The following is a 13,517-nucleotide window of genomic DNA, read 5'->3' on the forward strand; positions in this document are numbered from 1 at the left end:
GCGCCTCCACGAAAGTCGAGGCAACGGCATGAATGCAACCCTGGAGCGCTGGAGCACGCGGCGCGCCTTCATCCTGGCGGTGACCGGCGCAGCCGTGGGCCTGGGCAACATCTGGCGTTTTCCCTACATCACCGGCGAAAACGGTGGGGCTGCCTTCCTGGTGCTCTACATCGCCTTCGTGCTGCTGCTGGGGTTACCCGTGATGATGGCCGAGATCATGATCGGCCGGGCCGGCCGGCGCGCGCCGATGCAGGCGCTGGGTTATCTGGCCGGGCAGGCCGGAGCCAGCCCTCACTGGCGGCTGCTGGGGTTGTTCGGTGCCTTTACCGTCTTTTGCATCCTGTCGTTCTACTCGGTGGTGTCGGGCTGGTCCATCGAGTTCTTCGTCACTGCGGTGAACGGCGGTTTCGTGGGGCTGAGTGCGGCCGAGGTCGGCGCCGGCTTCGAGGCCTTCCTCGCCGACCCGCTGCGCATGACCTTCAATCACACGCTGTTCCTGTTCATGACCATGACCGTGGTGGCGGCCGGCGTGGCCAAGGGGCTGGAGCGGCTCAACAACCTGCTGATGCCGCTGCTGTATCTGCTGCTGGTGCTGTTGGCGCTCTATGCCGCCACCACCGACGGTTTCGGCCCGGCGCTGGCATGGCTGTTCATGCCGGACTTCTCGGCTATCACACCACTGGTGGTGCTGCATGCCATGGGTCATGCCTTCTTCACCCTGGCGGTGGGGGCCTGCGCGCTGATGGCATATGGCGCCTACATGCCGGAGCGCCAGAGCCTACCGCGCGCCGCCGCTGCCGTGGCGGTGCTGGACGTGAGCGTGGCGCTGCTGGCCGGTATCGCCATCTTCTCGGTGGTATTCTCTCAGGGATTGGACCCCGGCGAGGGGCCCGGCCTGATGTTCGTCACCCTGCCTATTGCCTTTGCCGAGCTGCCCTGGGGGGCGCTGTGGCTCAGCGTGTTCTTCCTGCTGCTGTTGCTGGCGACCTGGACCTCGTCGATCAATCTGGCCGAGCCGATGGTGGCCACGCTGCAGGGGCTGGGGTTCGGTCGTGGCAAGGCCACTGCGGCGGTCGGCATCGCCGTGTGGCTGCTTGGTCTGCTGTCGGTGCTGTCGTTCTCCGCCCTGGCCGAATGGCGGCCGCTGTTCGGGATGAACGCCTTCGACCTGATGACCACCATTCCCACCGAGATCTTCCTGCCGGTGGGTGGGCTGCTGATCGCCATCTTTGCCGCCTGGGTGATGCCGCGAGGCGATGCACAGGCGGCGCTTGGTGTGACTGCGCCCAGCTTTGTATTGTGGCTAACGGTGTTACGCTGGATCTCGATTCCCCTGACGGTCGTGGTACTGGCGGCCGGGCTGCTGTAACCATTCGATGTGACCGGCGCATAAGCCGGGCTGGAGGTTTGCATGAGCGTCAACGATCCCCTGCGCAGCTGGCAGGGCAAGCGCCCCACTCTGGGCGCGCGGGTCTACGTGGATCCGGCCTGCGTGGTGCTGGGTGACGTGGTGCTGGGCGACGACTGCTCGGTGTGGCCCATGGCGGTGATCCGTGGCGACATGCACCGTATTCGCATCGGCGCGCGTACCAGCGTGCAGGATGGCAGCGTGCTGCACATCACCCACGCCAGCGATTTCAACCCGGGCGGATTCCCGCTCACCATCGGCGACGACGTCACCATCGGTCACAAGGCGATCCTGCACGGCTGCACGCTGGGCAATCGCATCCTGGTGGGCATGGGGGCCATCGTGATGGACGGCGCCGTGGTCGAAGACGAGGTGATCATCGCCGCCGGTGCCGTGGTGACCCCGGGCAAGCGCCTCGAGAGCGGTCATGTCTACGCCGGTAACCCGGCCAAGGCGTTGCGTCCGCTGAAGGAGAGCGAGCGGCAGTTCTTTCCCTATACCGCCGGCAACTACGTCAAGCTCAAGGACCACTACCTGGCTGAAGCAGGAGCGACTGCGACATGACGGAAACCTTGGGGTTCATGGCAGCGGTCATCGGCCTGCTGATCACTCCCGGGCCCACCAATACCCTGCTGGCGGCCTCGGGCAGCCAGCGCGGTATGCGTGCATCGGTGAGCCTGATTCCTGCCGAATTGGCCGGCTACCTGCTGGCGATCGCCCTGTGGGGCAGCGTGCTGGGCAGCCTGGGGGAGCGGTGGGAGTGGCTGACGGTGACACTGCGCATTGCCAGTGCGCTCTATATCGCTTACCTGGCGTTGCGCATGTGGCGCAGTGCCACTGACATGGAGGTGGCCGCCAAGGCCGTGGTGAGCCACTCGGGGCTGTTCCTGGCCACGCTGCTCAACCCCAAGGCATTGCTGTTCGCCGCCGCGATCTTCCCTCAAAGCGCTTTCCGCGGGCCCGTCGAGTTCGTACTGCCCGCGCTGCTCTTCAGCCTGCTGCTGATACCGATAGCCGCGTTCTGGATCGCGTTCGGCACCGCCGTGGCCAGCGGTCGTCTGACGTGGCTATCGCCCTTTGTCATCCAGCGCGGTGCCGCTGTGGTACTGGCCGGTTTTTCCCTCTCTCTGGGGTGGAGCACGCTGCACTGAGACAAGCCGGCGCTCGGTCGGCATTGTCTTCGGTTGCGCTGGCAAGCGATAATCTGGCTTTTTATCCAGTAGAGGGCTCGTCCCGGCATGGCCGATTTTCGCACCCACCTTGGCGTGGCCGCCGCCGGCGGCGCCGTATTGGCCCATGGCGGTTGGCAGGTAGGGCTGTGGGAGCTTTGGCAGGGCGGGGTCGTGTTCGGGCTGGTGAGCTTCGGGGGTATTCTGCCCGACATCGATGCCGACAGTTCCAAGGCGATTCGCCTGATCTTCAATCTGCTGGCGGTGCCCAGCGTGGTGTTGGGAGCGGTGCTGTTGCAGGCGCATCTGGCCCCGGGCTACTTGCTGGTGGTGTGCGGTTTGCTCTATCTCACGGTGCGCCATGTTGCCGGTGGCGTATTCAGCCGCTTTACCGTGCACCGGGGCATCTGGCATTCGCTGCTGGCTGCCGTTCTGTGCGGGTTGGCGGCGGCAGTGGTGAGCCACCAGCTGTTCGTCCAGCCGCCCCGGCTGGCATGGGTGCACGGCGTTGCCGTCTGCCTCGGCTTCGTCATCCATCTGGCGCTGGATGAAATCTACAGCGTCGATCTCACCGGGGCGCGCATCAAGCGCTCCTTCGGCACGGCACTCAAGCCCCTCGACATCAAGTCTCCGGGCAACTCGTTGGCTATGCTGATGGCCGGTGTGGCGTTGCTGCCATGGCTGCCGGCCTGGTCAGTACTGCTGGAGCTGCTGGCTCAGGGAGCGACCTTGTGGCGATAGTCCTCGGCCTTGAGGCCGTACTTGCGCAGCTTGTCGTAGAGGGTCTTGCGCGGCAGTCCGAGGTGTTCGCAGACCTCGGTGATCCTGCCGCGATGGCTGACCAGCGACTGGCTGATCAGGCTCTTCTCGAACAGCTCCACCTGCTGCGGCAGGGCCAGCTCGGCAACGTCCGATTCGACGCCCTCCAGCAGCATGTCGAGCCGGTAGTCGAAGGCCGAGCCGAGCAGCACATAGCGTTCGGCCAGGTTGCGCAGCTCGCGCACGTTACCCGGCCAGTCGTGGGCCATCAGCGTCGACACGCCGCTGGTGCCCAGCGGTGGCGCTTCCAGACCGCTGCGGTTGGAAGCGACCACGGCGAAGTGCTGGAACAACAGGGGAATGTCCTCGCGCCGTTCACGCAGGGGCGGGAGCGGCAGGGTGACCACGTTGAGGCGGTAGTAGAGGTCCTCGCGGAACTCGCCGGCCTCGGCGGCGAGTTTCAGGTCGACCTTGGTGGCGGCGATGACGCGAATGTCGAGAGGGACGTGTTCGTTGGCGCCGAGGCGTTCGATACAGCGCTCCTGCAGCACGCGCAGCAGCTTGACCTGCAGGGCCAGCGGCATGGACTCGATCTCGTCGAGAAAGACCGTACCGCCGTTGGCATGCTCGAACTTGCCGATGCGTCGTTCCACGGCGCCGGTGAAAGCGCCCTTCTCATGGCCGAACAGCTCCGATTCGATGATGCTTTCGGGCACGGCGCCGCAGTTGATGGCCACGAAGGGGTGCCCGCCGCGGGGGCTGCGTTCGTGGATGGCACGGGCCACCAGGTCCTTGCCGGTACCCGTTTCGCCGAACAGCAGGACGTCGGTTTCCACCTGAGCAATGCGCTGTACCATGGAGGCGAGTCGCTGAATCGCCGGTGTTCTGCCCACCAGGCGCGGCCCGGGGGCGGCCTGTTGGGCTTCCAGTTCGGCCTTGAGCTGGCGGTTTTCCAGGCTAAGACGACGCTTGTCGATGCCGCGACGCACCATCTCGACCAGGCGTTCGCCGGCAAACGGCTTCTCCAGAAAGTCCCAGGCGCCTTCGCGCATGGCTTCCACGGCGGTGGAGATGTCGCCGTGACCGGTAATCAGGATGACCGGCAGGTCCGGGTCGCGTAGCCGTACCTCGCGCAGCAGTGCCATGCCATCCATGCCCGGCATGCGGATGTCGCTGACGATCACACCGGGGAAGTCGGGGGTGAGAGTCTTCAGGGCGCTCTCGGCGCTGGCGTAGGACTGTGGCTGGTAGCCGGCCAGCTCCAAGGTCTGGCCGGCGGTGATGCGCAGGTGGGGTTCGTCATCGATGATCAGTACCGGTATGGGCGCCGGGTCATGCATGGGATTGCTGCTCCTGGATTGGCGATGGCTGAGCGTCGTCGGGTTTCTCCATTCGGGGCAGAGTAATGGTGAAGCGTGCCCCGGCGCCAGGTACGTTGCCGGCATCGATGTTGCCGCCCAGATCCCTGATGATACGCGCCGATATGGAAAGTCCCAGCCCCAGCCCGCTGCCCGGCGACTTGGTAGTGAAGAAGGGCTCGAAGATCCGTGCCAGATGCGCTTCGGGAATGCCGGGGCCCGAATCGCTGACGCCGATGGATACCCGCTCTGCCTCGACCTCGACGCTGAGAATGAGAGTGGGCTCGGGCGTTTCCGCCATCGCCTGGAGCGCATTGCCGATCAGGTTGACCAGTACCTGTTCGAGACGCACCAGATCGGCATGGACCCAAACCTCATCGCCCCAGTCCCGCACGACCTCGACGTCGTGCAGCCGATTCTGATAGAGCCGCAGAGCGTATCGGAAGCAGGCCTGAACCGATACCGCTGTCAGCGAGCTGCCGCTCTTGCGTGAGAACTGTCGCAGTTGGGCGCTGATTTCGGCCATGCGCTCGGTCAGCTCGACGACCTGGGCCAGGTTGGCATCGGCAGCCTCCAGCCGCTGGCGCTCGAGAAAGGTGCGGGCATTCTCGGCATAGGCGCGAATGGCGGCCAACGGCTGGTTGAGTTCATGATTGATACCAGCCGCCAACTGGCCCAGCACGGCGAGCTTGGCTGCCTGGATCAGCTCGTCGCGGGTCTGGCGAAGATTCTCCTCGGCGCGCCGCCGCTCCTCGATCTCGTCGGAAAGCAGACGGTTGGTTTCCATCAGATCGTGGGTGCGCAGCTCGACGTTGCGCTCCAGCTCGTCGCGCGCCTGGGCCAGGGTGCGGCGTTCACGCTCGGCAAATAGTTCGCGCTCACGGCGCAGGCGCCAGCGCTGCCAGCCTATGCCGCCTGCCAGCACCACGACGCCATACAGGCCGCCAGCCAGTGCGGCGGCAAGCCACTGCGCCTGATAGACGCTGCCCAGGGGCTTGAGGATATGCATGTCCCAGTCATAGGCTTCCAAGTGGCGGGACAGCCCCAGGTAGCTCTCTTCCGCCAGCGGGCCGGTGTCGAATCTCACCAGTCGGCTGCCATCGGGACGCTGCTCGTAGACATCGATGCCCGAGGGCGACAGGGGTTCGTCGGCGTAGCGTCGGGCAGCCAGCAAGTTCTGACGCTCTGTTTCCGTGAGGGGCAGCAGCGCCGCCATGCGAAGCTCGGGACGGCTGGCCATGAAGATGATGTTGTCCTGATCGGTGACCAGCAGTTCGGCATCCTGCTCAGCCCAGCTCTCCTCGACTTCATCGAGCAGGACCTTGATGACCATGACGCCATCCGGACGCGCGTCCGGGGTCGTTTCGTCCAGCCAGACGGGAGCGGAGAAGTAGTAGCCGCGCTCGAGTGACTGGGTGCCCAGACCGAAGAAGCGGCCGCGACCGCCCTCTATCGCGTCGGTGTAATAGCTGCGAAAGGAGTAGTTGTGGCCTATGAAGGTGTTCTCCATATGCCAATTGCTGGCGGCCAGCGTCGTGCCATGACGATCGAGCAGGTAGACGTCGGAGACGTTGGCAATGGCGCGGAACTGGTCGAGCAGCCGGTTGAGCGGCATCGGGTTCTGCTCGCCGTGTCCGCTGAGAAAGCGCTTGATCATCTCGCGTGAGGAGAGCAGCTGCGGAAGGTAGTCATGGCGGGTCAGATGCCCCTCCAGCCCGGCGGCCGAGAGGCGCAGTTCGTTCTCGGCTTCCCGTACCAGGGTCTGCAGGGCCTGTTCGCGCGCTACCTGGGAGGCCTGCCAGGTGACCAGCACGAGTCCGAGCGGCAGCAGCAACAGCAGCAGCCGGCGTAGCGGTACCGACAGGCGGGGTGGTCGATGGGGACCTTTCACTCGATCATTACCTGCAGCTAGACTTCCGGTAGTGCCTGGGCGCGTCGCAGAGCCCGCTGGGCGCGGGTTTCGGCACGCTCCATTTCCAGTAGCTCCTCCTCGACGAAGACGAGGTGTTCGTGGGAGCGCGCTCGGGCGTCCTCGGCACGGCCTTCGAGAATGGCGTCGAGCAGGGCGCGGTGCTGCTTCATCAGCATGGGACGCGACTGGGGCTTCTCGAATAGGTGGGCCAGATTGTCTACGATGCTCTTTTCCAGCAGGTGGAAGATGCCACGAATGGTGTGCAGCAGCAGCACGTTATGCGCCGCCTCGGCAATGGCCAGGTGGAAGGCGGCATCTGCCTTGGCCTCGAGTTCGGGGTTGCGGCCGGCAAAGCATGCCTCCAGCTCCTCGAAGCGCTTGATCAGCATGGCGCGGTCGGCCGGGGTGGAGCGCAGCGCCGCATAGTAAGCCGAAATGCCTTCCATGGCGTCGCGGAACTCGAGCAGATCGAGGTGAAACTCCTGATGCCTGGCCAGCATGTCCAGCAATGGGTCGCTGTAACCGCTGTTGAGCTCGCGCGTCACGAAGGTACCGCCGCCCTGACGGCTGGTCAGCAATCCTCGGGTGGCCAGCTTCTGAATCGCCTCGCGCAGCGAAGGACGCGAGACGCCAAAACGCTCGGCCAGTTCCCGCTCGGGGGGCAGGCGCTGGCCGGGCTTGAGGCTGCCTTCGAGTATCATCGCTTCGAGCCGTTCGGTGATGACATCTGCCAGTCGTGGTTGGCGTACGTTGTGGTAGGTCATGCGAGGCTATCCTGGAGCCTTTCGGCTTTAATTGGTCTTACCAATATTGGCGCTAATCTCGCTGTCTTGCAATCCGCTTTTGCACTTTGCGCAAAAGGTCCACTGACATCGACAGTTCTTTAGTTGCGTTGTAGACCAAAGTCTATGCCAGTAAAGCGATTAAGGAAGGCCTTGTCGTTGACACTGTCAGTAGTGCCCCCTAAGGTTCAACGACCTCAGTCAGGTAAATTGGTTTTACCAATTTTTCTTGGCGTGATTCCAACAATCCGCAAGACCGCCACTGCCCACAGGCCGACAGTGAGGGAGCCTCATGACGCCAGTCAAGCTGTACCCACCCAAGCCGGAGAAGGCCTACTTCTTCGGCACCTGCTTGATCGACCTCTTTTACCCCGAAGCAGGAATGGACGGTATCCGTCTGCTCGAGCGTGAAGGGGTCGAGGTGGTTTACCCCCAGGCGCAGACCTGCTGCGGCCAGCCGGCCTACACTTCCGGTTATCATGAAGAGGCGCGTGCGGTGGCGACGGCACAGCTCGATCTCTTTCCCGAGCCCTGGCCGATCGTCATTCCCTCGGGCTCCTGTGGAGGCATGATGCGCACCCACTATCCGCAGCTCTTCGCTGGCACCGAGCACGAGGCTCGGGCCAACGAGGTGGCTGGGCGCATCTATGAGCTCACCGAGTTCCTGCTGCATGTGTGTCAGCTCAGGCTCGAGGATCGCGGGCAGCCGGAAAAAGTGGCCATGCATACCTCGTGTAGCGCCCGGCGCGAGATGGGGCTGGGGGAAACCGGGCCCGCGCTGCTCGCCCGCATGGGGCAGGTCGAACTGGTGGAGCAGGCTCGTGCCACCGAGTGCTGCGGTTTTGGCGGTACCTTCGCCGTGCGCCACCCGGAGGTCTCCGCGGCCATGGTGGAAGACAAGACCCAGGCCATCGAGGCGACCGGGGCGAAGCGCTTCATTACCTCGGACTGCGGTTGCCTGATGAATATTGCCGGGCGCTTCGAGCATCAGGGCAAGGCGGTTTCCGGTGAGCACATCGCCAGCTACCTGTGGCGGAGGACCTCATGAGCGCTTCCGAAGTACAGACGTTCACTCCCCGCGAGTTCCATCGCCAGGCCCACGATGCCCTGGGCAATCCTCAGATACGCGCCAACTTTCGCAAGGCGATGGATGGCCTGATGTCCAAGCGCCGCGACGTCTTCAGCGACTGGGATCTCGAGACCCTGCGCGAACTCGGCGCCAACATCCGCCTGCGTGCATTGGCCAAGCTGCCCGACCTGCTCGAACGGCTCGAGGCCAACTGTCAGGCCAACGGCATTCAGGTGCACTGGGCCGAGAACGGCGACGAGGCGTGTCGCATCATCCGCGAGATCTGCCAGCGCCACGGGGCGAAGGCGGTGATCAAGGGCAAGTCGATGGTCTCCGAGGAGATGCACCTCAATGCCCACCTGGAGGAGGCGGGCATCGAGGCGCTGGAGTCCGATCTCGGCGAATACCTGGTGCAGCTCAACGAGCAGACGCCTTCACACATCATCATGCCGGCGATCCATCTCAATACCGATGAGATCTCCGACATCATGCATGCCAAGACCGGCACCGAGCGCACCCGTGACGTCGACTACATGACCGCCGCCGCGCGGGCTCAACTGCGCGAGCGCTTCATGGCTGCTGACGTGGGCGTCTCGGGGGTCAACTTTGCCGTGGCCGAGACCGGCACCCTGTGCCTGGTGGAGAACGAGGGCAACGGCCGCATGACCACCGCCGTGCCGCCGGTGCACATCGCCGTGACCGGTATCGAGAAGGTGGTCGAGCACCTGCGCGACGTGCCGCCGCTCTATGCGCTGCTGACCCGTTCGGCCACCGGTCAGCACGTCACCACCTACTTCAACATGATCAGCTCGCCGCGCAAGCCCGGCGAGCACGATGGGCCGAATGAAGTCCATCTGGTGCTTGTCGACAGCGGTCGCTCCAGCATCTATCAGGACGACGAGCTGCTCGACACCCTGCGCTGCATTCGCTGCGGTGCCTGCATGAACCACTGCCCCGTATACACCCGGGTCGGCGGGCATACCTACGGCACCACCTATCCCGGCCCCATCGGCAGCATTCTGATGCCACACATGATGGGCCTGGAGGCGACCAAGGACCTGCCCACCGCGTCGAGCCTGTGCGGCGCCTGTGGCGAGGTGTGTCCGGTCAAGATTCCGATTCCCGACCTGCTGGTGCGCCTGCGTCGCGAGGCGGTGGGTGAGGGGCGCGGCAACGTGCCCGGTGCCGGCGTCAAGCGGACGAAGAAAGAAGTGGCGGCGTGGAAGGGCTTTCAATGGCTGGCCACTCACCCCGGCGCCTGGTGCAGCAGTACGGCCATTGCCGGTAAGCTGCAGGCACTGATGCCCTCGAAGCTGGGGCCGTGGACGGAATACCGCACCGCGCCCAAGCCGGCCAAGGAGTCACTGCATGCCTTGGTTAAACAGCACAAGGCCAAGCGCCATCAGGCAGGAAAAGCCGATGAGGATGGGGAGAAGCGTTCATGAGTGCCCGCGACAACATTCTCAAACGCCTGCGTGAGCGTACCGACGGCCCGCTGACGGCGCCGCAGAGCGATTTCGCCGTGGTCACCGGACGCGGCTGGAGCCGAGAGGAGCGGTTGGCCCGCTTCGAGCGTTGGATCACCTCGGTGCATGGCGAGGTGATCCACACGTCCCGTAGTGGCTGGACCGCTGCATTGGCCGAGGTGCTCGCGGCCAAGGGCATTCGCCGTCTGGCCCTGGGGCGTGAGCACCCCGTCGCCACCGAGGCGCGAGCCGCCCTGGCCGAAGGCGAAGTCACCCTGATCGACGCCGACCGCGATATCGAGTCCTGGCGGCACGAGCAGTTCCACGACACCGATGCCGGCCTGACCTCCACTCGCGGGGCCATCGCCGAGACCGGCAGCCTATGGCTGTGGCCGACCCCCGACGAGCCGCGTCTGCTGAGCCTGGTGCCGCCGATCCACATCGCCGTGCTCGATGCCGACACCATCGAAGATACCTTCTTCGACGTGGTCGAAGCCCACGGTTGGGCCGGCGACATGCCTACCAATGCGTTGCTGATCTCGGGGCCGAGCAAGACCGCCGACATCGAACAGACCCTGGCCTATGGCGTCCACGGCCCGCGGGAGTTGGTGGTGCTGCTGCGCCACGCCGAGGAGCGCCCATGAACGACGCGACGAAGGCGCCTGCTGCTGATGCCTGGCAGGCGCTCAAGCAGGAGCTGCTCGCGATCATGCCCGCCGAGCGGCTGATCGACGATCCGCTGCGCACCCTGACCTACGGCACCGACGCCAGCTTCTACCGGCTCATTCCCAAGCTGGTGGTGCGTCCCGCCGATGAGGATGAGCTGATGGCGGTGCTCGCCGGTTGCCGCCAGCGCGAGCTTCCGGTCACCTTCCGCGCCGCCGGCACCTCGCTCTCGGGCCAGGCTGTCACCGACTCGGTGCTGATCCAACTGCGCGAGGGCTGGCGCGGCCACGAGATACTCGACAATGGCCGGGCCATCCGCCTGCAGCCCGGTGTCATCGGCGCCCGGGCCAACCAACTGCTGACTCCCTTCGGGCGCAAGATCGGCCCCGACCCGGCCTCCATCAACAGCTGCATGGTGGGCGGGATCGCCGCCAACAATGCCTCGGGCATGTGCTGCGGCACGGCGCAGAACAGCTACCGCACGGTGCGTGACATGCGCGTGATCCTGGCTGACGGCACCCGCCTGGACACCGCCGACCCGGCCAGCCGCGAGGCGTTCCGGCGCAGCCATGCCGAACTCGTCGAGGGGCTCGAGCGGCTCTCCGCCGAGACCCGGGCCAACGCGGCGCTGGCCGAAAAGATCCGCCACAAGTACCGGCTCAAGAACACAACTGGCTACGCGCTCAACAGCCTGGTCGACTTCGACGACGGCATCGAGATCCTCAAGCACCTGATGATCGGTTCCGAGGGCACGCTCGGCTTCATCAGCACGATCACCTACGACACCGTCATTGACGAGCCCCACAAGGCCGCGGCGCTGGTCTTCCTGCCCGACATGGCCACTACCTGCCGCGCCACCATCGCGCTCAAGCCGGCCCCGGTCTCGGCGGTGGAGCTGATGGATCGCGCTGCGCTGCGCTCGGTGGAGAACAAGCCGGGCATGCCCGAGGGGCTCAAGCATCTGCCCGAAGGGGCTGCGGCGCTGCTGATCGACGTGCGCGGCAACGACGAAGCGGAGCTTCAGGCACGGCTCGAGGCGGTGCAGGCCATCTTCGAGGGCATCCACACCCTGGAGCCGGTCACCTTCACGCAAGAGAAGAGCCTCTACGAGCTCTACTGGAAGATCCGCAAGGGGCTCTTTCCCGCCGTAGGTGCGGTGCGCGACACCGGTACTACTGTGATCATCGAGGACGTCGCCTTCCCCATCGAGCGTCTCGACGAGGGCGTGCTGGCACTCACCGAGGCCTTCCAGCGCCACGGCTATCCCGAGGCGATCCTGTTCGGCCACGCCCTGGAGGGCAACCTGCACTTCGTCTTCCCTCAAGGCTTCGAGAAGCCCGGCGAGGTGGAGCGCTATCAGGCGCTGATGGACGAGGTGGCACAGCTGGTCGGCGTCGAGTACGGCGGTTCGCTCAAGGCCGAGCACGGTACCGGGCGCAACATGGCGCCCTACGTCGAGCTGGAGTGGGGCCCCGAGGCCTACGCGCTGATGTGGCAGATCAAGGCGCTGTTCGACCCGGAAAACCTGCTCAACCCCGATGTCATCCTGAGTCGCAATCCGACTCTGCACCTGGAGAATCTCAAGCCATTGCCGGCAGCCGACCCCATCGTCGACAAGTGCATCGAATGTGGCTTCTGCGAGCATGTCTGCCCCTCGCGGGATCTCACGCTCACACCGCGGCAGCGCATCGTCGCCGCCCGTGAAATGGCCAGGCTCGAAGCGCTGGGCGAAAACCTCGACGGCGAAGAGGCCGAGCGGCTCGAGCGGTTGCGCAATGACTACCGCTACGCCGGTGACGAAACCTGCGCCGTCGACGGCCTGTGCGCCACCCAGTGCCCAGTGGGTATCAACACCGGCGAGCTGATTCGCGAGATGCGCCGCGAGCGGTTGGCGCCGCATGCCAATATGGCGCGCCGGGTGGGGCGCCATTTCTCCGGCACCACGCGGCTGGCACGGGGCATGCTGAACCTTGCTGGTGCCGGGCGCGCCGTGCTGGGCGAGAAGGGTCTCTCCAAGGTGAGTGGCACCATCACCCGAGCCAGCGGCGGCAAGGTACCCCAGTGGATACCCACCCTGCCCAAGGCGGCCCCGGTTCGCGTGCTCAAGCGCAAACCCGCGGCCGATAGCGTGCGTGACAAGGTGGTCTACTTCCCTTCCTGCGCCACCCGTGTCTTCGGCGCCGGCCATGGCGACGGCGGTCGTTCGATCATGGAGATCACCCTCTCGCTGCTGGAGAAGGCCGGCTTCGAGGTGATCGTGCCGGAGATGCCGGGGCATCTCTGCTGTGGCATGGCATTTCAGTCCAAGGGCCAGTTCGAGGAGGCGACGCACAAGGCGCGCGAGCTCAACCGCGAGCTGCTAATGGCCAGCCAAAATGGCCGCTACCCGATCCTCAGCGACACCAGCCCCTGCGTGCTGCATATGCAGGGGCGGCTGGACGAGCGCTTGACGGTACAAGAGCCGGTGGCTTTTGCCCATGATCATCTGCTGCCACGCCTCGACGTCACTCAGCTCGACGAGCGTGTAGCTGTGCACGTGACCTGTTCGAGCACTCATATGGGCCTGGGCGAGCGCATGGTGACCTTGGCGCGAGCCTGTGCTCGTGAAGTGGTAGTACCAGCCGAGATCACCTGTTGCGGTTTTGCCGGGGACAAGGGGCTTGTCACGCCGGAGCTCAACGCCTCGGCCCTGAAGGGCCTTGCCGAGCAGGTAGGGGAGTGCGATGCGGGTTACTCCAACTCGCGCACCTGCGAGATCGGCCTGTCGCTGCATGGTGGCATCCCGTATCGTTCGATCCTGTCCTTGCTCGACCGGGCCAGCCGCGAGCGCAGAGAAGCGGTCGAGACGGCCTGAGCCGTCCACACGAACCATCCACAGCCCTCGCCCGCGAGCGGCTGTGGATAGTTCGCTCGCCCGCGTCATGTCAT

General features: G+C 65.1%; 11 protein-coding genes. 8 read left to right on the forward strand and 3 right to left on the reverse strand.

Annotated elements, in window-relative coordinates:
* Positions 1 to 28: 28 nt before the first annotated feature.
* The 4 genes from B8115_RS03860 (at position 29) to B8115_RS03875 (ending at position 3,318) form a co-directional block, all read left to right on the forward strand.
* Complete coding sequence (locus B8115_RS03860; protein ID WP_010626441.1) at positions 29 to 1,369, forward strand: sodium-dependent transporter; 1,341 nt, start codon at positions 29 to 31, stop codon at positions 1,367 to 1,369.
* A 42-nt stretch (positions 1,370 to 1,411) separates the two neighbouring features.
* Positions 1,412 to 1,972, forward strand: a complete 561-nt coding sequence (locus B8115_RS03865) for a gamma carbonic anhydrase family protein (RefSeq protein WP_010626442.1) — start codon at positions 1,412 to 1,414, stop codon at positions 1,970 to 1,972.
* Positions 1,969 to 2,559 carry a LysE family translocator gene (locus tag B8115_RS03870; RefSeq protein ID WP_010626443.1) on the forward strand — a complete coding sequence of 197 codons (591 nt, stop codon included), beginning with the start codon at positions 1,969 to 1,971 and terminating at the stop codon, positions 2,557 to 2,559. The genes B8115_RS03865 and B8115_RS03870 overlap by 4 nt, the downstream gene beginning before the upstream one ends.
* Positions 2,560 to 2,646: 87 nt before the next feature.
* Complete coding sequence (locus B8115_RS03875; protein ID WP_010626444.1) at positions 2,647 to 3,318, forward strand: metal-dependent hydrolase; 672 nt, start codon at positions 2,647 to 2,649, stop codon at positions 3,316 to 3,318.
* On the opposite strand, the gene B8115_RS03880 is transcribed toward B8115_RS03875, so the two are convergent.
* Genes B8115_RS03880 through B8115_RS03890 form a run of 3 tightly spaced genes read right to left on the reverse strand, consistent with a single transcriptional unit; the run spans position 3,294 to position 7,370 of the window.
* Positions 3,294 to 4,676 (reverse strand): sigma-54 dependent transcriptional regulator, encoded by a 1,383-nt coding sequence (locus B8115_RS03880; protein WP_010626445.1) that lies wholly within the window; start codon positions 4,674 to 4,676, stop codon positions 3,294 to 3,296. The two genes, B8115_RS03875 and B8115_RS03880, sit on opposite strands and share 25 nt — an antisense overlap.
* Positions 4,669 to 6,585 (reverse strand): ATP-binding protein, encoded by a 1,917-nt coding sequence (locus B8115_RS03885; protein WP_010626446.1) that lies wholly within the window; start codon positions 6,583 to 6,585, stop codon positions 4,669 to 4,671. Before B8115_RS03885 ends, B8115_RS03880 begins: the two co-directional genes overlap by 8 nt.
* Positions 6,586 to 6,602: 17 nt before the next feature.
* Positions 6,603 to 7,370 carry a GntR family transcriptional regulator gene (locus B8115_RS03890; protein ID WP_010626447.1) on the reverse strand — a complete coding sequence of 256 codons (768 nt, stop codon included), beginning with the start codon at positions 7,368 to 7,370 and terminating at the stop codon, positions 6,603 to 6,605.
* 310 nt (positions 7,371 to 7,680) lie between these two features.
* Between B8115_RS03890 and B8115_RS03895 the strand changes: the two genes are divergently transcribed.
* The 4 genes from B8115_RS03895 to B8115_RS03910 are packed head-to-tail and all read left to right on the forward strand — an operon-like array spanning position 7,681 to position 13,443.
* Positions 7,681 to 8,436, forward strand: coding sequence for a (Fe-S)-binding protein (locus tag B8115_RS03895; RefSeq protein ID WP_010626448.1), 756 nt, complete (start codon positions 7,681 to 7,683; stop codon positions 8,434 to 8,436).
* Positions 8,433 to 9,902: a LutB/LldF family L-lactate oxidation iron-sulfur protein gene (locus B8115_RS03900; protein WP_010626449.1), complete on the forward strand. Its 1,470-nt coding sequence runs from the start codon at positions 8,433 to 8,435 to the stop codon at positions 9,900 to 9,902. Before B8115_RS03895 ends, B8115_RS03900 begins: the two co-directional genes overlap by 4 nt.
* Positions 9,899 to 10,567, forward strand: coding sequence for a lactate utilization protein C (locus tag B8115_RS03905; RefSeq protein WP_010626450.1), 669 nt, complete (start codon positions 9,899 to 9,901; stop codon positions 10,565 to 10,567). Before B8115_RS03900 ends, B8115_RS03905 begins: the two co-directional genes overlap by 4 nt.
* Positions 10,564 to 13,443: an FAD-binding and (Fe-S)-binding domain-containing protein gene (locus tag B8115_RS03910; protein WP_010626451.1), complete on the forward strand. Its 2,880-nt coding sequence runs from the start codon at positions 10,564 to 10,566 to the stop codon at positions 13,441 to 13,443. The genes B8115_RS03905 and B8115_RS03910 overlap by 4 nt, the downstream gene beginning before the upstream one ends.
* The last annotated feature ends 74 nt before the right edge of the window (positions 13,444 to 13,517 follow it).

It is taken from the genome of Halomonas sp. KM-1, from assembly GCF_000246875.1.
GTDB lineage: Bacteria > Pseudomonadota > Gammaproteobacteria > Pseudomonadales > Halomonadaceae > Halomonas > Halomonas aerodenitrificans.

Bases quoted from the DNA above. Each gene is read 5' to 3' on its own strand.
- B8115_RS03860 (WP_010626441.1), top strand. From the start codon at position 29: ATGAATGCAACCCTGGAGCGCTGGAGCACGCGGCGCGCCTTCATCCTG.
- B8115_RS03865 (WP_010626442.1), top strand. From the start codon at position 1,412: ATGAGCGTCAACGATCCCCTGCGCAGCTGGCAGGGCAAGCGCCCCACT.
- B8115_RS03870 (WP_010626443.1), top strand. From the start codon at position 1,969: ATGACGGAAACCTTGGGGTTCATGGCAGCGGTCATCGGCCTGCTGATC.
- B8115_RS03875 (WP_010626444.1), top strand. From the start codon at position 2,647: ATGGCCGATTTTCGCACCCACCTTGGCGTGGCCGCCGCCGGCGGCGCC.
- B8115_RS03880 (WP_010626445.1), bottom strand. From the start codon at position 4,676: ATGCATGACCCGGCGCCCATACCGGTACTGATCATCGATGACGAACCC.
- B8115_RS03890 (WP_010626447.1), bottom strand. From the start codon at position 7,370: ATGACCTACCACAACGTACGCCAACCACGACTGGCAGATGTCATCACC.
- B8115_RS03895 (WP_010626448.1), top strand. From the start codon at position 7,681: ATGACGCCAGTCAAGCTGTACCCACCCAAGCCGGAGAAGGCCTACTTC.
- B8115_RS03900 (WP_010626449.1), top strand. From the start codon at position 8,433: ATGAGCGCTTCCGAAGTACAGACGTTCACTCCCCGCGAGTTCCATCGC.
- B8115_RS03905 (WP_010626450.1), top strand. From the start codon at position 9,899: ATGAGTGCCCGCGACAACATTCTCAAACGCCTGCGTGAGCGTACCGAC.
- B8115_RS03910 (WP_010626451.1), top strand. From the start codon at position 10,564: ATGAACGACGCGACGAAGGCGCCTGCTGCTGATGCCTGGCAGGCGCTC.